Below are 21,706 nucleotides of genomic sequence, written 5' to 3'. Positions count from 1 at the left end.
AATTATGACAAGTCAACAAACGCCCTCGGAAATTTATTCGTCATTAGAAACTACCATCAACCGTTACATTGCTTCGCTTGATAAATATACCAACGAACAATTTTTACACAAACCCGCCGAAGATGTTTGGTCGCTTGGACAGATGTATGAACACGTACTGATGACGGCTAATTTTTCTTTTTTGGCCAATACTGTTCGGTGTTTGGAACAACGCAAAGGACAACTTGGGGGTGAACATAATGCTTACGGCGATAATATTTTCAAACACAATGGTTTTCCGCCCATCAAAGTAAAAGTGCCTGAGAGCCTTGGAAAAATAGAACTTATCCCAAAAACCCAAGACGAATACCGCGAGCAATTGAAGAAAGTCTTGAGCGATGCCAAAGCGTTGATTGAACCCGTCGCCAACGATGCGGGAGAGTACAAGTGCTACCATCCTGTTTTTGCGTGGCTCAATGCCCACGAGTGGTTTCATAACCTAGAGATGCACAGTCGCCACCATTTGCGTCAACAGAAAGAGCTGGAGAGTTTAGTATTTTGAGACTATAATTCGTTATTTTTGTTAAAGATAAATTTTAGATAATAGACGGCTATGATACCCACTGCACAAACAACATCATTTCCTACCACGCTTGAAGAATTTGAGCGTTGGGAGTCTAACGATGGCTACAAATATGAATGGAATGATGGTGAACTGATTAGATTTACGGGAATGAAAAGAAAACATCTAAAAATTATTCAGGCTTTGAATCTTTTGTTTGATACAACAAAGGCAAAAAAACAAAAAGCACTACTTATTTGCGAACAAGATGTAATGCTAACGGGAATTCAAATGAGACGCCCCGATATGGCACTTTTTACTGATGAACAAATTAAAAGCGAGGAAGATGAACCTATTCCAGCCTTTTGTATTGAAATCATCTCTTCTAATGACCAAATCAACGACGTAAAGAAAAAACTCAAGGAATATTTCAAGCATGGTGTGAGAGTAGTATGGGTAATACTTCCCGAAGAAGACATGGTAGAAGTTTATACGTCAGTAAAAAACGTCAAAATTTGCTTAGAAGATGATATTTGTTCAGCCGAACCCGTGTTGGATGATTTTAAAATCTCAGTAAACGAATTACTCAAATAGTCTCTTTATTTTTCCACAAGATACTTCACCATCAATTCGCCTGCGCGTTCGGACGCTCCTTTTTCACCCAAAATGGCTTTCACTTGTCGATAGTCGTTGATTTGTTGCGTTCGTTTGAGGCCATTGGGTAAAATAGCTTCTAGTTCGCTCGTAAGATTTTTGGGGGTCAGCTCATTTTGAATTAGCTCTTTAACGGCTTCTTTTTGCGCAATGAGATTGACCAACGAAATGTACGGAACCCGTATCAATCGCTTTGCAATGGCGTAGCTGACGCCCCCTGTTTTGTAACAAACTACCTGAGGGACTTCAAAAAGTGCAGTTTCGAGTGTGGCGGTACCTGAGGTGACAAGCGCGGCCGTAGCGACCGAAAGTAAGTCGTAAGCAGCGTCCGTGACGAGTCGTACCCCTTGTGCTACAAAAGGAGCATAGAGCGTTTGGGGAAGGTTACTAACAGCCGCAATCACAAATTGTGCACGGGGGAAGTGTGGCTTGGTTTGTACCATCAGCGTCAACATTTGCTCCACTTCTTGCTTGCGACTTCCTGGGAGTAGCGCCACAATGGGTTGGGCTGGGTCAAGTTGATGGTCGGCCAAAAAGGTTGGATTGGGCGTAAAATCGGCAATGGCGTCAAAAAGAGGATTTCCTACGTAGTCCACGTCGTAGTTGTATCGGTGAAAAAACTCTTTTTCAAACGGGAAAATCACGAATAGGCGATCTACGTCGCGTTTGAGTTTGAGGGCACGTTTTTGATTCCAAGCCCACACTTTGGGCGAAATGTAGTAAAAGGTTTTAATGCCGTTTTCTTTAGCAAAACGAGCGATTCGCATGTTGAATCCTGCGTAATCAATCAAAATCACGACATCGGGTCGATAAGCGAGAATATCGGCTTTGCATTTTTTCATAAAACCCGAAATCGTACCCAGGTTTTTGGCCACCTCCCAAAAGCCCATAAACGCCATATCGGCATAATGCGTCACCAACTCAGCCCCCGCTTCTTGCATCATTTCACCACCCCAAGCCCGACATTCGGCTTGCGAATCGTGGCGACGAATGGCCTTAATGAGGTTGCTACCGTGCAAATCGCCCGAGCGCTCTCCTGCTATAAGATAATATTTCATGGGCTGCTAGTTGACCAATTTGGTGGAAAGCGAATCAATCTGAATCGATTGTTGTAAATAACGCAAATCGTAGCCTGTTCCTTTCGGACTTAGGAGTCCGATGCGATACGTGTCGGGGGCAAAGTTTTCGTTGTAAACCGTCAATTCAAAACCAGGTTTATAGACCCGTGCCGAAGTGAAAAACGCGCGTTTCCCACCTTGAATGGGTAAAGTAGGAAGCAAATAGGTTTTATTTTTTGCAGATTTTAGTACCAAAAACACGCCAACACCTTCGCCAAATTCTGGCTGAAGTACGTCTGCATTAATCAAGGAAAACTGCGCAACTGTTTGAGGATGTCCAAAAAAATCAATGTTTTTTTGAGTGGTTGTAAGCGTAAGTTTCAATGCGTCGCGCTGAGTAGTATCGGCGGGTAAACTGAGTAATTGTTCAGTAGCGGCACCGAGTGGAAAATTTTCAAAACGGTATATACCTTTTTGGTAGGCAGGAAGCGTGAAAAAATCGGCCAATTCGCTCCGAAAATGGGTGGTGAGTTTGCGGTGCTGTCGCCAGTTATAGTGGTCTGCAATGAGGCTTCGACGGCGTTCGTCCATATCTCTTTGGTATTGATACAAACTCATGGTCATAAAAACACCTCCAAAAACAACGGCTATCCGAAACACCCAAGAAGGAGAAATGGACTTCCAACTCAGCAACGCTAGGTACGTAAGTGTCAATAAATGAAGGGGATATAAACTATATCGACTCGTGAAAACCGAATAAACGTCGCGTCCTCCTCTTGATACCGCAATGATGCCAATCGTCAGAATCGAAAATACAAAAACCCCAACCCAAAGATAGGGACGACCCGAACGGGGGCGCTGAGGTACCATGAATAGCTGATAGCCAAGCCACAACGTAATGCCTAGCAAACTCAACATTCCTACCAAAAACGAACTCCACAACAACCACTGAGGGCTACTGCCTTTGAAAGCCGCCATCCAGCCACCCGACAATGCCGCAAAACTTACCAGTAGATTTCCGACAAATTCGCCCGAGAAGGCCACTTTAGTCGCTTGTCCTACTTGATAGTTGAGAAAATAAGCCAATAAGGATGCAATCATTCCGATGGTCCAGAAGGCACTTTTTTTCCAGTCTTGGGTCAAAAGTAAAACCGCTAACCCCGCAGGAAAAACCAGAAATCCATTCCCATTGGTAAAAGTAGCGGCAAACCCAACGACCAAAGCCGCCCCAAAAGCCCAATGGTTAGTGGAATAGGAAAGTAGTGCTAAGGTGCCGAAAACCAGTAGGTTGAGGGTAGTATGTTGCATCCCGTTGATTCCCCAAAGCGTCACATCAAACACAAAGGGTGTAAGATACCACAGCAGTACTGGTAAGAAAAACCAAGCATTGAGCCCACGTTTGAGAAAACTCAAAAACCAAAATCCCAAAATCCCCAACAAACTCAGATTGACGACCCCAATCAGCGTTCGGTAATTGATAAACCCTTCTACGGCATAGCCTGTGAGCGCAATGGAGCGCGGAATAAGAATACGGTGGTCATTTTCAGGCTCTAACAGCAGTTTGATTTTCTGCCACCAACTGAATTCTTGCGTCAAAAGCGTGTATTTTACCCGAACCAAATCATAGTCGTCAGTAATAGGAATATTGACAGCATACATGTTGATATACCACAGGTAGCTTCCGATGATTAGGAATACAAGTAGCCAGAAAAAAAGCCCGATACGTGGTTGATTCACAATGATTTTTGGGGATTGGAACGCGAATATCGTTTAAAGCGAGCTTATTCGCCGTAATACTCTACGTAGTTTTTGGGGGTTTCAATGAGCTTGATGTAGTGCAATTTGGCGTGAGGTGCCACTTCGTTTAGTCCTTTTGCTAGGATAGCCCAGATTTCAAGGACAAAATTTTCACAGCTAGGAATGATACCTTGCATAAAATCTACATCGAGATTAAGATTTCGGTGATCAACTTTGTCAACCACACTGTCTTTCATCAGTCTGCCGAGGAGTTTCATGTCCACCACAAAACCCGTTTCTGGGTTGATAGGGCCTTTTACTGTGACAATCAGCTCAAAGTTGTGGCCGTGAAAATTTGGATTGGCACAAATGCCAAATACTTCGGTGTTTTTTTCATCCGACCAGCTAGGGTTATATACCCGGTGGGCGGCATTAAAATGTTCTTTTCTTGTTACGTAAACTATCATTCTAATCGACAGTCAATAGTCCACAGCGCCGAGAGTGCCGTATTAAAAATAAGAGAAACGGAGTCACTTTGCTGTCTAATAAGTTTCGACAAAATTACGACCAAAAAACGGTATCCAAAAACATCCTAGATTTCATTGAAAATTCTTTAAAAAGTTAAATTTATTCATGGAATTTTCAATGATTTTTTGTGTGAAATAATACCTACCTTTGTAGCGTTTTTTTTGAGTATTTTTACTGTTCCAACTAATTGACTACCCACTATTTAAACGCCTTATCATAAGCTATTTCTATGATCATTGTCACTGGGGCTGCAGGCTTTATCGGAAGCTGTCTTATCAGCAAGTTAAACGAGGAAAATTTCAATTTTATCATCGCAGTTGATGATTTCTCGAAAATTGAAAAAGCACCAAATTTAGAAGGTAAAAAAATTCAAGAACGAGTGGAGCGCTCTGCTTTTTTTGAATGGTTAGACCAAAATTACTACGAAGTAGAGTTCATTTTCCACATCGGTGCCCGCACAGATACGACGGAGTTTGACCGTGATGTTTTGGAAGAGCTTAACGTTCGCTACTCACAGCAGATTTGGCAAAAATGTATCGATTATCAAATCCCGTTGGTGTATGCCTCTTCGGCGGCCACCTACGGTTTAGGGGAATTAGGCTACGACGACAACGAATCGCAAATCCCGCAGTTGAAGCCGCTCAACCCTTACGGGGAATCCAAAAACGATTTTGACATTTGGGCGTTGCAACAAGAAAAGAAACCTTTCTTCTGGGCAGGCTTGAAATTTTTCAACGTGTATGGCCCCAACGAATACCACAAAGGACGGATGGCATCGGTGATATTCCACGCCTACAACCAAGTAAAAGCCTCGGGTAAAATGCGCCTCTTCCGCTCACACCATCCCGATTTTAAAGATGGCGAACAAATGCGCGATTTTGTTTATGTAAAAGACCTACTGGAAGTATGTTCGTTTTTGATGCACCACCGTCGCAACTCAGGTATCTATAATCTTGGAAGTGGCAAGGCGCGTACGTTTAAGGATTTGGCCATCAATACATTTACGTCGATGGGGTTAGAGCCAAACATCGACTTTGTGGATACACCAGCCGACATTCGCGACAAGTACCAGTATTTTACCCAAGCTAATATGAACAAATTGCGTTCGATTGGCTACACCAAACCTTTCCATACGTTGGAAGAAGGTGTGAAGGATTATGTTCAAAACTATTTGTCGAAAGAAGCATATTATTAACCTTGAGGCAGGCTGTTTATCTCCCGCCTAAGCAAAAACCCCGACCACTGGTCGGGGTTTTGTCTTTTATGGCTTTGTAAGAGGAAAAAAGCGATAGAACGGCTGTTAGAGCAATTCAACAAGGTCTTCTAATTTGTTGATGATAGTGCAATTGGCTCCCACTTCAATGTCTTGCCCGACTACTTGGTAGCCAGTAAGTAATATTTGAGCTTTGGGGAACTGCTGACAAAGTTTGTTGACGTATGTCTGAACTTCGTCGTGGGCAGGTACGGAGGTGATGTTTGCAAAGACATAATCAGGTTGATGAACATCATAGGCAAAAACGAGCTCATTAAACGGCAGTGTTTGTCCCAAATAAACAACCCGATGGTGATGCGCCCGAATGACGTAGCTGGTAAACAACAGGCTGATTTCGTGCAATTCACCTTCTGGTAAAAACAGTAAAAATTTCTTAGAATTGGGATGGTATTTTATTACTTGACCGTCGATGGCAACAATGACTTTTTGTCGAATCAAGTTGCTCATAAAGTGCTCTTGTGCAGGCCCAATAGAACCTGTAAGCCACAGCGTACCGATGCGAGTCAAGAAAGGATAAATGATATTGAGCATGGTATTTTCAAAGCCATTTTGAAGAAAATTGGTGCTAATAATTTTTTCAAAACGATCTTCGTCCAAGTCAATCATCGCAATTGTGAGGGCGTGAATTTGGTCTGGATAGTTCAGTTTTTGATCGGAAATAGCCATAACTTCTTGGCTAATTTCGTCCAAAGAAAATTTCGCAATGTCCGAAATTTTGTATCCGTGATCTTTCAGCAAAGAAATATTGAGGACCAATTTTAAGTCTTGGTCGTCATACATCCGAATATTGGTGTCAGTACGCTTTGGCTGAATAATGTTATAGCGTTGCTCCCAAATGCGAATTGTATGTGCCTTAATGCCAGAAAGTTGTTCTAAATCTCGTATGGAATAGTTACTCATTTGGCGTTCACTTTAAGTGTATCAAGCTTTTGGGTCTTACTGTATTGGCTTTTGCCAAAAGTCAATACATTTGCTCTTATTGTGGTAACTTTTTGTTTCCGAAAATGTTTTGACTTTTCTTTATCTGAATAAATAAAGTAGGATGTTGAGCCCCCAAAAAAACGAGCATTGAGCAAGGACGTACATGAATGCCACTGGATTTTCTTTGCGAAAATTAGCACGTTCAAAATACCAAAGTAAGCCCGCTGCAATAATGAACCAAGCGACGTAGTTTTGAAGAGGAATTGTGTTGTTTTCCCAACTCCAAAAGTCATACGTAATAGCGACTTTTTCAATCAAAAAGTCAAGAAAAACGATGCAGAAAGCAATAGAAATTATTCTGATGGGGGAGCTAACTTTCCAATCGACCATAAGAATACCTGCCGAATAAATAATTGCGAGCCAGTTAAGACCAATGGTCAATGGAACGCCAATGACTTTCCAGCCTAGTGTTTCGCCGTACTGATAATGTCCAAAAATAAGACCTGTGTGGACGCCCAGTGCTTCTACACCAAATCCAATGAGATAGGTAACGATGCAATAAATCACAAAAGAACGGTTCCAGTCTTGGTGAAAAATCATCATGATGAACAATGAAGTTACCAAGTGAAAAGGAACGAGTGCTTTGAAGAACTCCTCGGATTCTCTAAGGAACAAACCTGCCAATCCAGTAAGGTTCATAGCAGGTAGTATAATCCAGCAGGTGTATTCAAAGGTGGACGAGGCGCGCAGAGATGAGAAAAATGTTTTCATATAGTAGTACTTATCTAACAAAAACTCGGAGAAAAGGTTTTTTGAATCGATAAACACAAAAAATCCCAACGCTTTGCATTGGGATTTTTTTAGGGAGGAAGATGGGGTTCGAACCCACGGCCTTCGGAACCACAATCCGACGCTCTAACCGACTGAGCTACAACCTCCGTGTTTTGGGAGTGCAAAGATAAGCACACCTTTTTAAATTTTCCAAGCCTTAGCGCATTTTTTTCGTAGATTTGCAACATAATTTTGTAAACTATTTTAAATCATGACGCTGAAGAAACGCATAGACGAGGACATCAAGCAGGCCATGCGCGATAAAAATCAGGATACACTCCGCGCATTACGTGCCATTAAGTCGTTGATTCTCTTGGAAGAAACGAAAGAAGGAGCAAGTGGAGATTTGAGTGCCGACGATGAACTGAAGCTGTTGACCAAAGCCGCCAAACAACGTCGTGATTCGGCCTCTATTTATGAACAACAAAATCGTCCCGATTTGTTGGAAAAGGAAGTAGCCGAAATCGCGGTCATTGAAAAATATTTACCACAACAACTTTCAGAGGAAGAAGTAAAGGCCAAACTCGTGGAGATTATTGAGCGGGTAGGGGCTAAATCGCCTGCTGAAATAGGTAAAATCATGGGCGTTGCTATGAAAGAACTGGCAGGCCAAACCGACGGTAAAGTGGTACAAACACTGGCGAAAAGCTTGCTCGTGGGATGAACACCCTAGATTTGCTCATTATTATCCCACTCGCTTGGGGAGCATTTAATGGCTATCGCAAGGGGCTACTCGTCGAAGTTGTCGGCGTAGCAGCCTTTGTGATAGCCATGATTGTGGGTTTTAAATTTCTTCGTTTTGGTACCGATTTGCTCGCACCTTACCTGACGGTAGAGCTTACGCGTAAGTTTTTGCCATTTATTGGCTTTTCAGTTATTTTCTTCCCGACCATCTTCATGGTCAACCGCATTGGGTATTCGTTACGTTCCATGCTCCGTTATACCATCTTAGGCACGCTCGACAACCTAGCAGGGGCTGCTGTTGGTATATTTACGTGGGTGTTTGGTATCAGTGTTTTCTTTTGGTTGCTTAGTACGATTGGGGTAGCCATGCCGCCCAAATACCGCAACGAAAGTTTTTTATACGAATATACCGTTCCCATTGCTCCCAAAATTATCAGTGTCATCTCTGATTGGATTCCCGTAGGTGGCAACCTCATTCGTGAATGGGGAAGAGGAGAGTAGAGAGAGAATGGCGATTTTCGTGACTCATCTCTCATCACTTATCTCTCATCACTCATCTCTCACCACTCCTTTATCGAACCCGCTGAATACTTTCAGACAAAACTTCATAGATGCCTTGCCAAGCAGGATAGCGTTCGAGGTAGTCGAGGTGCGTTTCGATGGTTTGATGGTCGCCACGGCGTGCTGGCCCTGTCTGGACGAGCGCAGGGTCGGGGCTTTGAAGGGCCTTGCGGAGTGTTTCGCGGATGAGGGGTTTGAGCAAGTCAAACTCTAGGTGCTCGGCATCCAAAATTCGTTTGGAGATGGCCAACAAATGATTGCTGAAATTGCAGGCAAAAACCGCCCCAATGTGCATCAAACGCCGTTCTTCGGAGGTCATAAGATAAACAACATTACTGATGCCTTGGGCCAATTGAATCAGCATTTTTTCCGTAACGGCTTCCGACGATTCGATGCAAAATGGTACATCAACTAGCGATAGTTCGACGTCTTTGCTGAACGTTTGGAGGGGATACAAAACGCCCGTTTTGGCAGGAATGTCGCTATAAATATCAATAAGCTGCTGAAATTCTGCCAGTGATTTTGTGCCTGAAGTGTGAACCACCGTACAGTTTTCGGGAAGTACCAACCGCGAAACCACGTCGGTAAGGGCATCGTCGGCAACGGCCAAAATGAGCAATTCGGCAGTGCTTTCGGCAAAGTCAAGGTCGGGAGCGATGTGGGTATCGTATAGTTTATTGACAAGCCGACGAGCGTTTCGGGCATCGCGACTGTATATTTCGACAATATGGTGGCCTGCGTTTTCGAGGGCTTGGGCTAGGTGCCAAGCTACGTTTCCTGCTCCTACAAAAGAAATGCGCATAGTTTGGACAAGTCAGATTGAGGGTCAAATATAAAAAAATAACCCGTCGGCTGGTGAGCACGACGGGCGATCAAAGCGGGCTAGTTGAACGTTTGGTAATAAAAAGTCACTTTGGTGGCCTAAATGGCTTTTTTCCCAAACTGATACATGACCTTAAATCGAATACCTAAGTTGCGGTTTTCGGTGAGGTATGACGGTTTTTGTAAATAAGGGGCAATATAAGTTTCTGCTTGGACGACAAGGTGTCTCCATTGTTTTTCAACACCAGCGGCCGCAATAAGGTCGTTTGACAGCGTAGGTTTAAGCACAAAATCTCCCCGTTTTTGTGTCAATTCTCCGTTGCGTTCGCGGGTATAAAAACTAAATGATTGACAAGCGGATAAATTAAAGTTGGTTCCTCCCGATAATAAAAAGGCAAACCCGTCATTCATTGGCCAACGATACGTCAAACTCACGGGTAGCTGCCACAAAGTAGCACTGGTTGAGATATTGAACGCTTGAGGTGGCGCCATTGGCGGTTGAATGGGCCCTTTTTTGTTCCAATCTTTAAAATCGCTTTTCGTTTTTTCCTTAAAATTATCTTCGGTATAGTATTGGGGCCCTATGATAAAAGCACGCGCTAGACCCACGTTTATACTCCAAAACTTGCCCAAAAGCAAGCTTGTATTGGCCGTATAAGTGGTTGAGCCATTGCTAATGTTTAAGCCAACACCCATTCTGAATTTCATGTTTTTAAACGAAATTGAAGGAGGAGGAGGTGGTGGTGGTGCGGCCGCCGAGGCCGCAGTGGTAGCCGCCGAAGTGGAGGTTGCCTGATTAGAAGGGTTTGATAACTTCGTATAGGCATACCGCTCTACTTTGGCTTCTGCGGGAGGGATACCCGCTAATTCTTCGATTTCGGTGCGGGGTTCTAGCAAGGCGATGGCTCCCGACTCGCTTTCTGAAAGAGCACTTTCAGGGCGTATTCCATTGGATTCTTCAGAAAGAACTTTGGACGTTTGGTATGTGCCTGTATTTGTGTTGTTTTTGCTGGTTGATTGTTGCGAAACCAACGAGCTGTTTTTTGAAGAAATCGACTCGCGAGCGGCAATTTGGTTGCGGTTGACACGACCCGCCTTTGCCTCGTTTTCACGGGCGGGGCGGACGGGATTGCGGACTGAGTTGGCATTTGCATTTACCCCATTTCCTCGTTGGATCACATCTTCTTTCTCAATTCCTTTTTTGTTGATAACATCGCTTTCAACTTCGCCCGACACGTCGCTAACGGCATCCACTTGTTTGGGCGTACGTTCAAATGCGTTGCTGATTCGTTGGTTAGGACTTTGACGAATAATCTTTCCAACATTTTTGAGGCGTTCGGCTACGGCGGGTTCTTGGCCTATTGTTTCGTCGGGGCTTTCGTCATTTAAAGAAGGTACAGATGAATCATAGGTATTGAGTTTAGAAGATTTTACTTCGATGTATTTGGTAATATAAACAGTATCTACGCGGGTAGTCACTCGAACGGGAGCGTCTTTTTGCTTGGCAATAGTTGCTTTAAGCTCGACTACTTCGTGGTCCAGTTTTTTGTTGGTTCGATACTGATAGACATTGGCAAATACCATCATGGCAGCCGCTACACTAGCAGCAGTGTACCATGCAGTGCGCGCACTAAAGCGTTGGAAAAAGGGCTGTGAAGTATGGGCTGCTTGGTAAGCGGCAAACTTCGACCAGTCGTCTTCTTGAAAACTGGGCTGAATCCCTTCCAACTTTTGGCGTATAGCTTCGTCAAATTTATCGGGTTTCATTGTTGTTGGTAGCGTGTTTTCACACTTAGTTTATTGTTTTTGGGCTGAAAATCGCCGTTTAATTCAGTAATTTGGGGTACTCACTTAAACTTCTGTTCTACTTTCCCCTCGCTAAAAAGCGGGTATGATTGCTTGATTAACTCTTGCAAACGGGTACGGGCTCGTGAAAAATGCGAGCGTACGGTGGCTTCATTAAAATTGAGCACATCTGCAATCTCACGAAGCTGGTAGCCGTCCACCACGTGCATCGTAAAGACAGTACGATAAATCGGTTTCAACTGTTGCACCAAAGCCAAAATCTCCTCGGCAGATATTTGGTCAATGACCGACGCGTCGTTTGATGGCTCGTGAATATTATCTAGCCCAATCTCGCCATGAAATTTTTGATGCTTTCGGTAATAGCTAATCGCGGTATTGACCACAATCGTCCGCAACCAAGCCTTGAAAGGCTGGGTGAGGTCGTAGCGGTCGATGTGCTGGAAAACCTTTAAGAAACTTTCGTTCAAAATTTCTTCAGCTTCTTCCATCGATGACGAATACCGCAAGCTGATTCCCTTGGCATAACCGAAAAATTGCTGAAAAAGCACCCTCTGCGCGCGGCTGTCGTTGCTCCTGCACGCTTGGATGACTTCCTCCAGGTCATCTTCGGTAAAGTTGGTTTTTTTTCGAAAAAACAAGGTAGTAACGGATTTGGATGGTTGTTAGCGGCTTCAATATCTGCCTGATACATACACGCCTGTACGCTATTATGTGGCCTAGTGTTGCAACAAATTACACTTTTTTTTTCTTAAAAAAATTTAAAACTTTTTTGCCACGCCCTGCAAAAACCCTACGTAATGGCTACTGAAATCAATTTCCAACTATCAATTTTTCAACTTAACAAAAACAAACCATGAAAAAGACATTGTTTTTTGTGTTCGCGTTAGTAGGGCTATTTTTGGTGAGCTGCAACCGTGAAGACATCAACGCCAATTCGACAACGGAAGATTTGACAGAAGTAGTGCAGCTTTCGGCAGCTCGTGCTGCGGCCACAACCGACACTGTAACCAAACAAAAGTGTAAAGGTAAGCTAACCGAAATCGAAGAAGCAGATTTGCCAGCAGCCGTAAGTTCTTACATTACCACAAACTACGCGGGAGCGGAAATTCAGTTTGCGGGAAAAGACGCAGCAGGACAAATTGTGGTAGGGTTGAAACTCGCTGACGGAACGCACACTGGCGTACTCTTTAACGCAGATGGTACTTTCAACAAAGTGCTTGAAAAGTATGGTAAAAAAGCCAAGTTGACAAGTGTTGAAATTGCCAGTCTGCCAGCGGCTATTACAACGTACATTACGTCGAACTACGCCACCTATACGGCCGTGAAAGCAGGAACAAATGAAGCAGGGGATTTCTTTGTTGTGGTTGAACTTACATCGGGCACCGACGAAGAGAAAAAAGCATCTCGTAAAGTAGTACAGTTTACGGCAGCAGGTACGTTTACGCAAGAAACAACGCCGCCAGCGCACCCACAACGCGGTAAAAAAGGAAAAAAAGGCCGCTAGTTTAGCTCTTTCGCAACCCAAGCCATAAGCTTGGGTTGTTTTTCTTAATAATGTCTAGTTAGAAGTACATACACTATTACACACCTAAAGTTTATGAAAACAATCTCAAACCTCTTCTTAGGAAGCATTTTCGCGCTATTGAGTGCTGCCCTTTTGTCAAGTTGTTCCAAAACAACCGTCGATCCTGAGCCCGCCGACCAAGTGATTGGGTCGTACAACGGCACTACCTACACTGAGTCAATCAATGGCGTAGCCCAAAGCATTGACTTAACCAATACAAGTATCAAAGAAAACATAACGATTGAGATGTCAGTGGCCAAAAAATCGGCGAACATCGTCAATATTGTCTTGAAAATTTCGCAACGCGATAGCACAGGTACCATGCAATCTTATACCGAAACCTACGATTCCATTGAGCTCAAAGCCTTAGGCAATGGGTCATTTGATATGTTGTCGGTGGGTGAAACTATTGGGCAGATTGGCAATGGAGCCATAAAACTCCAAGAAACTTATACCGATACCGATGCCACAACGGGGGTTTCTGCTCAAGTGACAGTGACCATCGCGGCGGCCAAGGCGCTTTAAACCGTCGTCGGATTTTGACGATACATCTACACATAGAAAATTAATGCCACGCAACGACGGCAGGAAACGTACTCGAAGGTAATAAAACTACCGAACGACGTTACCGCCGTCGTTGTCGGCTTTTTGAACTATAATCCATACTTTATGAAACAATTATTACTCGTTCTTCTTTTGCTGGGGACGTTTGCTGGATGGGCGCAGGGGCCTGCGGAGGCAGAGCTTGTTATCAAAGACGAATTTTATAACAACAAGCCTTTGCTGTTTGTGTTGACTGATTTGAAGAAAAAGTACAATGTCAAGGTCGATTACGACGAAGAATTGGTCAAGAAGTACCGCGTATCGTATTGGTTTGATAACACCAAATTTCTCGATGGCTTGAAAGGTGTACTGCGCGATACCAAAGAGCTTACCTTTTATATTACGGAGGCCAATATGGTTAAAATTGTCCCTAAAAACTCGCCTGAACTTCCCAAAGAGGCCCGTAAAGAATTTGATACGCGCTATCGTGGTGTACCTACCCGCGCTGATTTTACGCTCGTGGGGCGAATTGTTGAAAAAGGAACTTCTGAAAACATGCCTTTTGCCACGGTAGCGGTTCGAGGAACCAACATTGGGGCACAGACCAACGTGGACGGATATTTTACGTTGTTGAAAGTGCCTTCCGATACTGCTACGTTGCTGGTTAGCTACGTGGGCTACAAAAATGCGACCGTGTTTCTATCCCCCAAAACACCGCTTGATAATTTTATTATCGAAATTGAGCCAGGCGAGCAGGAACTTGAAGAAGTGATGGTGTTGGGAGAAAAAACGGAAGTGCTAAAAGCCAACGAGATTGTGGGAATGATTAAAATGACTCCCAAAAATTTAGCAAAACTCCCCAATATCGGTGAACGGGACCCCTTTCGAGCATTTCAATTGATGCCTGGGGTCAGTGCCTCCAACGAATCGTCGTCGGGGCTATATGTTCGGGGAGGGACTCCCGACCAGACCCTCGTTTTGTACGATGGCTTCACGGTCTATCATGTCGATCACCTTTTTGGCTTTTTCTCAGCTTTTAATTACAACGCCCTCAAAGATATTCAGCTCTACAAAGGAGGTTTTGATGCCAAGTTTGGCGGGCGGATTTCGGCCGTAGCGGAAATTACGGGGAAGGAAGGAAACAAAAATAAAATCAACGCAGGCGCTGATTTGAGCCTGCTGAGTGCCAATGCCTACCTTGAAACGCCGTTGGGGAAAAAATTGACGCTTTTGGTGGCAGGGCGGCGCTCGTACAAAGGGCCGCTGTACGAAAAAATCTTTAACACGTTTACCTCCGAACGCCAAACGACGGTAGCCCAAACGGGTTTTGGCCGTCCCCCTGGTGGTCCTGGAGGACGATTTGGGAATAATGCGCTTCAAAACCAAACAGCACAGTCGTATTTCTATGATTTAAACGCTAAACTGACGTGGAACCTTTCCAAAAAGGACATCTTGACGTGGAGTTTGTACAATGGAACGGATAAGATGGATAACTCGTCGGCGTCATCTTTCAACTTCGGTCGTGGTGGCGACTTGGGTGCTTCCACTTCTTCCAATGACATTTCGGCTTGGGGGAATTTGGGAAGTAGCTTTAAATGGTCGCGGCGCTGGAACGACAAATTGTACAGCAATATGCTTGTAAGCTATTCTAACTTTTACAGCAACCGCGACAATACCCGCACCGTCGTTAGTACCATTCCTGCCACGGATACTTCGGTGGCGATTACGCGCAAACAAAATATCGGACAAGTTGAAACCAATGATTTGAAGGATTTTACGGCCAAAATAGACTTTGAATACAAACTTACGCCGCACAATCAATTGGAGTTTGGAATCCACTCGACGGCCAATACCATTGATTATCAATACATCCAAAACGACACTGTCAATGTACTAAGCAAAAACGACCGCGGCCTTATCACGGCGTTTTATTTGCAAGACCAAATGCGGTTGTTTAATACCAAGTTGTTGTTGAAACCAGGTCTTCGTATCAATCATTTTGACGTGACCAATAAACTGTATTTTGAGCCCCGCCTGAGCGCAACTTTTGCCCTAAGTGATAAAATAAAGCTCAAAATGGCGACGGGGCGTTATTTTCAGTTTGCCAAACAAATCAACCGCGAAGATTTGACGCAAGGTAACCGTAGTTACTGGTTACTGGCCAACGGCGGAACGCTTCCCGTCACGCAGTCGGATCACCTCATTGTGGGGGGAAGTTATGAATACAAGCAGTACTTGGTGGACGTGGAATTTTATCAAAAAAACAACACGGGTATCACCGAATATACCCTGCGTTTTGTGCCCCAAATTCGCCAAGGGTTGAGCGTTCAGGAAACGTTTTTTAACGGAAATGAAGTAGTACGCGGCGTGGATGTGTTGGTGCAACGCAAGTTTGGGGATTTCAACGGCTGGATAGGTTATACGCTCTCAGAAGCGCTTCGGAACGTGTCAGCGTTTTCTGATTTGCCCTACCATTCCGACCAAGACGTGCGTCATCAATTTAAGTTTATTGGGGCATATCGTTGGAAAAACATCGACTTCTCCCTGACTCAAATAGTCTCGACAGGCCGTCCTTATACTTCCATTGTGGGGGCATACCAAGTTAAGTTGTTGGACGGCTCGATACGTAATTTTACAATGCCGTCGGATAAAAATGCGACCCGTTTCTCGTCCTATAACCGCCTCGATATTTCGGCGACCTACAATGCGCGTTGGGGAAGCATCGGACTTTCGGTATTTAACCTATACAACCGCAAAAATGTGTGGTACAAACGTTTTGAAGTCATTACCGAAAACGGCGAAAGTGTGCTTCAAACCACTAATGTCAATTACTTGGGATTCACGCCAAACGTCACTTTCTCGTGGAAACTCCGCTAGAAGGCGAGAGGAGACTGTGTTTTTGTAAACCTCAACATGAATTTTTCGATGAACTACATAGCAACTTTTTTCCAGAAATTTCAACAAATAACGCTGATGGGTCTGCTCTTAGGCGTGTTTGGCTTGGCGTCTTGTACGGACACAAATCAGGTGGTTTTTTCTAACCAAAAACCCGTCGTAGAAGCTTTCTTAGTGCCAGGAAAACCTGTAAGCTTAAAATTGACAACGGTGACTTCCTACGCTGCTTCGAGCGACGATGCTGATTTGGTTTCAAGACCAATAACGGGGCAAACGATTAAAATCCACGTAAGCAACGGGAAAGTTTTTACCTTAAAAGAAGTCAGCGAAGGAATGTACGAGTCGGCTGCGACAGAATTGGTGACTTTTGGCTTGACTTACACCTTAGATTTTGAGTATAAAGGATTGCCTGTTTCAGCAATTACCAGCATTCCGACACGCCCTACGGGTTTTGCCTTGAGCCGAAACGTAATTTATCGAACCCAAATCGACCTTAGTAGCGGCACGACGGGTGGTTTTCGTCCGCCGTCGGGGGAAGACCGTAGCCCAATTGAGGCAACGTGGAACAATCCCACCAGCGATTATCATTTTGTAGCGTTTATCAATACCGAAACAAACCCAACGCCTATTACAATTTTGCCCGCCGAAACTACCCAAAGCCCGTTTGCTCGTCGCTTCAACAATGAACCAACGATGGCGAGTTCGAGTAGCATTATGCCGCAGACATTTCAGTATTTTGGCAAGCATTACGCAGTTTTGTATCGGTTGAATGCGGACTATGCCGCGCTTTACAAATCAACAGGAACAACGACCCAAAACATCAGCACACCTCCAACGGCCATTACCAACGGTCTGGGTGTCTTTACGGGCGTAAATGCCGATACGCTGATTGTCAATGTATATCAGTTGTAGTCCGTGCAGGAGGTTGCTCGTATAGCGTGTAGGAGGTTGCTCACAACCTCCTTGATTAGCGTATAATGTGCAGGAGGTTGCTTACAACCTCCTTGGCTAGCGTATAGTGTGCAGGAGGTTGCTCACAACCTCCTTGATTGAGCGTATCTTTAGTAAAACTCAGGTTGTGAGCAACCAGAGACACAAGAAGGGAGGTTGTGAGCAACCTCCCTCTCACTGACTAATCGTGTTTCTCCTTTTGAAATACTTGAGCGCTATAAATGCTTGAGTGCCCCGAAAAAAGGTAAGCGATGACGCTCGATAAGGCAATAAAAACGCCACATTCGGCCCCAAAAAGCTCCATCCCCATCAGTGTACAGGCAATCGGCGTATTGGTCGCACCTGCGAAGACAGATACGAAACCCATCCCTGCCAGCAACGCCATCGGCAGCGGTACGAAAGCCGAAAGTGCATTGCCCAACGTAGCGCCAATGAAGAAAAGGGGAGTGACTTCCCCGCCCTTAAAACCTGCGCCGAGGGTGAAGGTGGTCAACAAAAGTTTGAGTACAAAATCGTAAGGAGCAAGCGGCTCGGTAAAAGAGGCGACAATGGTTGGCACGCCCAAACCAATGTGCCGAGTTGTGCCCAAAAGCCAAATACAAACCGCCAATACCGCTCCCCCAACCACGGGCCGAAGTGGGGGATAGGCAATGGTTCGTTTGAAAAAATCACCCCAAAAGTGTACGATTTTAGAAAAAGAAAGGGATGTTAGACCAAATAAAATGCCCGCAAAAACGACCCAAAGTAGCGTATCTGCATGAATATGAGGTACGTTGGGGATACTATAATGCGTATGAGCTACTTGCCATGCGTGGCAGGTATAATCGGCGACCAGTGCCGTGAGAAGGCTAGGTAAAAGCGCTTCGTAGCGCATACGCCCCACAATCAGGACTTCGAGGGCAAAAACACTGCCCGCTAGCGGTGTCCCAAATACCGAGGCAAACCCCGCACTGATTCCAATGATTAGTAAAATGCGGCGGTCATCGTCCGAAAATCGGAAGAGTTTGGTAAACTGATCAGCAATAGCTCCCCCCATTTGAACGGCCGTACCTTCGCGCCCCGCTGAGCCGCCAAACAAGTGCGTAACTAACGTTCCAAAAAGCACAAGCGGTGCCATTTTGAGCGGAACAATCTGGGATGGACTGTGAAATTCTTCGATGAGTTGGTTGTTGCCTTTTACCACATCTTGCCCCCAATAGTAATAGGCGGCTCCGACGATAAACCCACCGACTGGCAAAAACCAGGTAATCCAAGCATGCGTTTCTCGCCAGTTGGTAACCCAATTGAGCGATACCAAAAAAAAAGCCGAAGCCGAACCCGCCAAAACTCCCACGATAAGGGCCATTACCAACCATTTGAACACAAAAAGAAAAGTAGCGCTGGGGAAGATGACGGATTTGTTATTTTTCACGGCTCGATGGGTTATTTTGCCCCGAAAAGTACGAAAAAGTGAATTATTACCCTAGAAAATTAGTATGCAACAGGCAGAGGGCTTGCTGTGAAAGATAAGTTGTGTAATTTTGAACATGAATTCTATCCTTGACTTTTTCCAATACCTCCTTAACTCCGAGGAACTTATCCGCACGGGAGGGCTAGTGCTCATAACGCTTATTATTTTTGCCGAAAATGGGCTGTTTTTTGCGTTTTTTCTGCCAGGCGACTACCTCGTTTTTTTGGCAGGTGTATTTTGTGCGCTCAAAATCCTCGACGTTCCCATCTTTTTGTTGCTGACGTGCCTGTTTTTAGCCGCCATTGTGGGGTCTTTGACGGGCTACCTAACGGGACGTTTTTTTGGGGATCGCATACAAAATCGACCCGATTCGCTGTTCTTTAAGAAACAACACATCAACACCACCCGTAAGTATTTCGATAAGTACGGAAGTCGCACCTTGGTGATTAGTCGATTTTTGCCCGTTGTGCGCACCTTTGCGCCGATTTTGGCAGGATTGGTGCGGATGAACATTGGCGGCTTTATGTTATTTAATGTGTTGGGAGCGGGATTGTGGATTTTTGGATTGACAGGTGGAGGATATTATTTTGGGGAAAAATTTCCGTGGATTATAGATTACGTACATTACATCATCTTTTTCTTTTTAGGAATTACGACGTTTACGGTAGTAAAAGGGTATTTTAACGCCAAAAAAGAAATTGCTGACGAATAAATTGCCAATATCAAAATAGCTAGTCGTTATTATGTTCGTTTTTCACATCGGTTTTTTGAACGTTGAGTGGGTTGACGTCTTGGATATTGCCTTGGTAGCTTTCCTTTTGTATCAGATTTACTACTTGGTGCGGGGAAGTTTGGCGAGTAGGGTATTTTTAGGGTATTTGTTGATTTACCTTTTTTACTTGGTCGTCAGGGCCATTGGTTTGGAATTGCTCACCAAAATCCTGGAGTATTTCATGGGTGTGGGCGCGGTGGCTTTGATTGTTATTTTCCAACAAGAGATTCGTCGTTTTTTGTTGTTTGTCGGGAAATCAACTGCTTTTGCCAATAACCGTCTCATTGGACGTTTTTTTCGCCAACCAACTTCGGCCGATAAAATCAATGAAATCAAGCCTATCATAGAGGCGGTTCGGGCACTGGCAGCTGAGTTTACGGGGGGCTTGCTAGTACTCAAGAAAAACGATGAACTCGATAAATACATCCAAACGGGCGAAGAGGTGGACAGTGTGTTGTCAAAACGCCTTTTTCTATCGCTTTTTAATCAATACAGCCCTATGAACGACGGGGGCGTCATCGTGGCCGATGGGCGCATCAAAGCTGCACGCTGTATTTTACCCGTTTCGGATAGCGATGATTTCGGAAACTTGGGCTTCCGTCACCGCGCGGCACTTGGTATGAGCGAAGTAACCGACGCGGCGGTGATTGTCGTTTCGGAAGAAACAGGGCGTATTTCGTTGGCCATAGAAGGCCAATTCCTTAGCAATATTTCGGCTTCAGAAGTCGAAGAACGCCTCAAAAAGTACTTGTTTGAGGTAGGCAGAAAGTAAACGGCGCCGTTTTTATCCTTCGTTTTTTAATAAGTACTTCCGACGGATATCGTTGAGAAGAAACTTCTTTTGGGCGGTAAAACTCTCAGGGTGAATTTGAGAGAACAGCTGCTCCCATTCCTGAAAACGCTCCGCTTCTTGTTGGCTAAAGGTTTTTGTGTCAATTTTTTTGGTGACAAGGTATTCTTCAAAAGTCATGGCAAAAAAGTTTGAGTATGAACCACTACTAGACTAAATCAAATCGGGTAAGGACGTCGTTGAAGTCGCTGTGCATTTGCTGAAAACGGGCAAACACACTTTTTAGGAAAACCTCGTCCGCGAAAATTTCTCTCAAAGCAGCTTCGTCTCCCCAAAAGTCCAATTGATTTACTTTATACATTTGTTCGTAAGGCCCAGCTTCAATCTTGACGATGTATTTTTCATTCCAAGTATAGAGCGAAATTTTGTACGAATCAGTCGTGGCGATGTCTCCAACGTAGCGCATGTAATTGTGTCTTATATTTTTGAAATTTACTCACACGCCTCTTTGCGGCGCGTATCAATGATGCTGAGGATTTTCCAGCCCGCAGGTGTTTTTATTAATTGAAACGCATTGACACCACAGTGGCTAAAATTGCCTTTGTAATAAAATTTGTAGGGAGTCCAAGCAGTGGCCAAGTCACCATCAATGCGAATTTGCATTCCCGAGAGGCGTTCGTCAAGGTCGCCAGGTGTAGCTTTGCCAATGCTTTTTAGAAACCCATCAAACGAATCGGACTTAACACTGATGTCGCCCGATTTGGCTTTCACAATTGATTCGAGGCGGGCGTTGGCAAGCAATGTTTGGTGTACCATCGACGAGTCACTTTTTTTCATTCCTTCAAAAAGTTGTTGAATCGGCACTTTGACGGCAGCTTCTTCGGTTTGCGAAAAGCCAATAAATGACGCAGTGAGAAAAAAGCAAAGGAGAAAAAATGGTTTCATTGGTTTAGTAGAAGGTTGATGGAAACAAAAGAAGCGACGCTTGTTCGAGCGTCGCTTCAAATTTATAACAAATCCCGCAGAAATTATTTCGCTGCTACAACTGTATCAGCAGGGGTGGCCGCAGGAGCAGTAGTTTCTGGAGTAGCACCACCAAACAATTTTTCACGGATGGCGTTGGTACGTTGCTCCAATTCTGGTTTTGCCGTATATTTAATCTTGGTTTGACGAGCCGCCGAATCGGGATGAACGCCGTAAACGTATTCATCACCAGCACGCAAATCCGTCTGTTCGATGGTATTGTTCTTTTGATACTTACAAGAGGCTAAAGAAACCGTCAACAACAAAGCACTTATTTTCAAAAAGTTACGTTTCATCTTCAA

At 44.4% G+C, this 21,706-nt stretch carries 24 protein-coding genes and 1 tRNA gene; 11 read left to right on the top strand and 14 right to left on the bottom strand.

What is annotated here, in order from left to right:
• Window positions 1–4: 4 nt before the first annotated feature.
• Together FHS57_RS05135 and FHS57_RS05130 are read left to right on the top strand one after the other, a co-directional pair.
• The gene (locus FHS57_RS05135) at window positions 5–541 is read left to right on the top strand and encodes a DinB family protein (RefSeq protein ID WP_183971826.1); all 537 of its coding nucleotides are present in this window, start codon (window positions 5–7) and stop codon (window positions 539–541) included.
• 51 nt (window positions 542–592) lie between these two features.
• Window positions 593–1,135 carry a Uma2 family endonuclease gene (locus FHS57_RS05130; RefSeq protein ID WP_183971825.1) on the top strand — a complete coding sequence of 181 codons (543 nt, stop codon included), beginning with the start codon at window positions 593–595 and terminating at the stop codon, window positions 1,133–1,135.
• Between the two features lie 5 nt (window positions 1,136–1,140).
• Here FHS57_RS05130 and lpxB read toward each other — a convergent pair whose 3' ends face one another.
• From lpxB to FHS57_RS05115, 3 genes are read right to left on the bottom strand one after another with little or no spacing between them, the layout of a single operon-like run.
• Window positions 1,141–2,253, bottom strand: coding sequence for a lipid-A-disaccharide synthase (gene lpxB / locus FHS57_RS05125; protein WP_183971824.1), 1,113 nt, complete (start codon window positions 2,251–2,253; stop codon window positions 1,141–1,143).
• 6 nt (window positions 2,254–2,259) lie between these two features.
• On the bottom strand, window positions 2,260–3,990 hold the full coding sequence (locus FHS57_RS05120; protein WP_183971823.1) for a hypothetical protein: 1,731 nt from the start codon (window positions 3,988–3,990) through the stop codon (window positions 2,260–2,262).
• Window positions 3,991–4,034: 44 nt separating this feature from the next.
• Window positions 4,035–4,454, bottom strand: coding sequence for a 6-pyruvoyl trahydropterin synthase family protein (locus FHS57_RS05115; protein ID WP_028527066.1), 420 nt, complete (start codon window positions 4,452–4,454; stop codon window positions 4,035–4,037).
• A gap of 293 nt (window positions 4,455–4,747) precedes the next feature.
• Here FHS57_RS05115 and rfaD point away from each other — a divergent pair, with 293 nt between their 5' ends.
• Window positions 4,748–5,713 carry an ADP-glyceromanno-heptose 6-epimerase gene (gene rfaD, locus FHS57_RS05110; protein ID WP_183971822.1) on the top strand — a complete coding sequence of 322 codons (966 nt, stop codon included), beginning with the start codon at window positions 4,748–4,750 and terminating at the stop codon, window positions 5,711–5,713.
• Between the two features lie 105 nt (window positions 5,714–5,818).
• Here rfaD and FHS57_RS05105 read toward each other — a convergent pair whose 3' ends face one another.
• The 3 genes from FHS57_RS05105 to FHS57_RS05095 form a co-directional block, all read right to left on the bottom strand.
• Window positions 5,819–6,691 (bottom strand): MerR family transcriptional regulator, encoded by an 873-nt coding sequence (locus FHS57_RS05105; RefSeq protein ID WP_183971821.1) that lies wholly within the window; start codon window positions 6,689–6,691, stop codon window positions 5,819–5,821.
• A 120-nt stretch (window positions 6,692–6,811) separates the two neighbouring features.
• Entirely contained in the window at window positions 6,812–7,483 is a 672-nt protein-coding gene (locus tag FHS57_RS05100) for a carotenoid biosynthesis protein (RefSeq protein WP_183971820.1), read from the bottom strand.
• 92 nt (window positions 7,484–7,575) lie between these two features.
• Window positions 7,576–7,651, bottom strand: a tRNA-His gene (locus FHS57_RS05095).
• A gap of 103 nt (window positions 7,652–7,754) precedes the next feature.
• On the opposite strand from FHS57_RS05095, the gene FHS57_RS05090 reads away from it, so the two are divergent.
• Both FHS57_RS05090 and FHS57_RS05085 read left to right on the top strand, forming a co-directional pair.
• Window positions 7,755–8,207, top strand: a complete 453-nt coding sequence (locus FHS57_RS05090; protein ID WP_183971819.1) for a GatB/YqeY domain-containing protein — start codon at window positions 7,755–7,757, stop codon at window positions 8,205–8,207.
• Window positions 8,204–8,728, top strand: a complete 525-nt coding sequence (locus FHS57_RS05085; RefSeq protein ID WP_028527070.1) for a CvpA family protein — start codon at window positions 8,204–8,206, stop codon at window positions 8,726–8,728. Before FHS57_RS05090 ends, FHS57_RS05085 begins: the two co-directional genes overlap by 4 nt.
• A gap of 70 nt (window positions 8,729–8,798) precedes the next feature.
• Here FHS57_RS05085 and FHS57_RS05080 read toward each other — a convergent pair whose 3' ends face one another.
• The 3 genes from FHS57_RS05080 to FHS57_RS05070 form a co-directional block, all read right to left on the bottom strand.
• On the bottom strand, window positions 8,799–9,590 hold the full coding sequence (locus FHS57_RS05080) for a Rossmann-like and DUF2520 domain-containing protein (protein WP_183971818.1): 792 nt from the start codon (window positions 9,588–9,590) through the stop codon (window positions 8,799–8,801).
• Window positions 9,591–9,709: 119 nt separating this feature from the next.
• Window positions 9,710–11,377 (bottom strand): hypothetical protein, encoded by a 1,668-nt coding sequence (locus tag FHS57_RS05075; RefSeq protein ID WP_183971817.1) that lies wholly within the window; start codon window positions 11,375–11,377, stop codon window positions 9,710–9,712.
• 80 nt (window positions 11,378–11,457) lie between these two features.
• Window positions 11,458–12,054 (bottom strand): RNA polymerase sigma factor, encoded by a 597-nt coding sequence (locus FHS57_RS05070; protein WP_183971816.1) that lies wholly within the window; start codon window positions 12,052–12,054, stop codon window positions 11,458–11,460.
• Between the two features lie 215 nt (window positions 12,055–12,269).
• On the opposite strand from FHS57_RS05070, the gene FHS57_RS05065 reads away from it, so the two are divergent.
• The 4 genes from FHS57_RS05065 to FHS57_RS05050 all read left to right on the top strand — a co-directional run bounded on the left by FHS57_RS05065 (window position 12,270) and on the right by FHS57_RS05050 (window position 17,330).
• Window positions 12,270–12,920, top strand: a complete 651-nt coding sequence (locus tag FHS57_RS05065; RefSeq protein WP_183971815.1) for a PepSY-like domain-containing protein — start codon at window positions 12,270–12,272, stop codon at window positions 12,918–12,920.
• 93 nt (window positions 12,921–13,013) lie between these two features.
• Entirely contained in the window at window positions 13,014–13,505 is a 492-nt protein-coding gene (locus FHS57_RS05060; protein WP_183971814.1) for a hypothetical protein, read from the top strand.
• 144 nt (window positions 13,506–13,649) lie between these two features.
• Complete coding sequence (locus tag FHS57_RS05055; RefSeq protein ID WP_183971813.1) at window positions 13,650–16,400, top strand: carboxypeptidase-like regulatory domain-containing protein; 2,751 nt, start codon at window positions 13,650–13,652, stop codon at window positions 16,398–16,400.
• Between the two features lie 48 nt (window positions 16,401–16,448).
• Window positions 16,449–17,330: a DUF4249 family protein gene (locus FHS57_RS05050; protein WP_183971812.1), complete on the top strand. Its 882-nt coding sequence runs from the start codon at window positions 16,449–16,451 to the stop codon at window positions 17,328–17,330.
• Between the two features lie 220 nt (window positions 17,331–17,550).
• Here the strand turns inward: FHS57_RS05050 and FHS57_RS05045 are convergent, their stop codons facing one another.
• Entirely contained in the window at window positions 17,551–18,714 is a 1,164-nt protein-coding gene (locus tag FHS57_RS05045) for a voltage-gated chloride channel family protein (RefSeq protein WP_183972252.1), read from the bottom strand.
• Between the two features lie 181 nt (window positions 18,715–18,895).
• On the opposite strand from FHS57_RS05045, the gene FHS57_RS05040 reads away from it, so the two are divergent.
• Together FHS57_RS05040 and cdaA are read left to right on the top strand one after the other, a co-directional pair.
• Entirely contained in the window at window positions 18,896–19,531 is a 636-nt protein-coding gene (locus tag FHS57_RS05040; RefSeq protein WP_183971811.1) for a DedA family protein, read from the top strand.
• A 31-nt stretch (window positions 19,532–19,562) separates the two neighbouring features.
• Entirely contained in the window at window positions 19,563–20,363 is an 801-nt protein-coding gene (gene cdaA, locus FHS57_RS05035) for a diadenylate cyclase CdaA (protein WP_028527079.1), read from the top strand.
• 12 nt (window positions 20,364–20,375) lie between these two features.
• Here cdaA and FHS57_RS05030 read toward each other — a convergent pair whose 3' ends face one another.
• The 4 genes from FHS57_RS05030 to FHS57_RS05015 form a co-directional block, all read right to left on the bottom strand.
• Window positions 20,376–20,561, bottom strand: a complete 186-nt coding sequence (locus FHS57_RS05030; RefSeq protein WP_183971810.1) for a hypothetical protein — start codon at window positions 20,559–20,561, stop codon at window positions 20,376–20,378.
• A 28-nt stretch (window positions 20,562–20,589) separates the two neighbouring features.
• A complete protein-coding gene (locus FHS57_RS05025; RefSeq protein WP_183971809.1) occupies window positions 20,590–20,847 on the bottom strand; it encodes a hypothetical protein in 258 nt (85 codons plus the stop codon).
• Window positions 20,848–20,873: 26 nt separating this feature from the next.
• Window positions 20,874–21,326 carry a hypothetical protein gene (locus FHS57_RS05020; protein ID WP_183971808.1) on the bottom strand — a complete coding sequence of 151 codons (453 nt, stop codon included), beginning with the start codon at window positions 21,324–21,326 and terminating at the stop codon, window positions 20,874–20,876.
• Between the two features lie 83 nt (window positions 21,327–21,409).
• Window positions 21,410–21,700, bottom strand: coding sequence for a hypothetical protein (locus FHS57_RS05015; RefSeq protein WP_122931996.1), 291 nt, complete (start codon window positions 21,698–21,700; stop codon window positions 21,410–21,412).
• Window positions 21,701–21,706: the final 6 nt, after the last annotated feature.

The sequence above is a fragment of the Runella defluvii genome (genome assembly GCF_014195535.1).
In the GTDB taxonomy this organism is placed as follows: domain Bacteria; phylum Bacteroidota; class Bacteroidia; order Cytophagales; family Spirosomataceae; genus Runella; species Runella defluvii.
The sequence above is the reverse complement of the archived record's forward strand: the minus strand, read 5'-3'. Positions and strand labels throughout refer to the sequence as shown.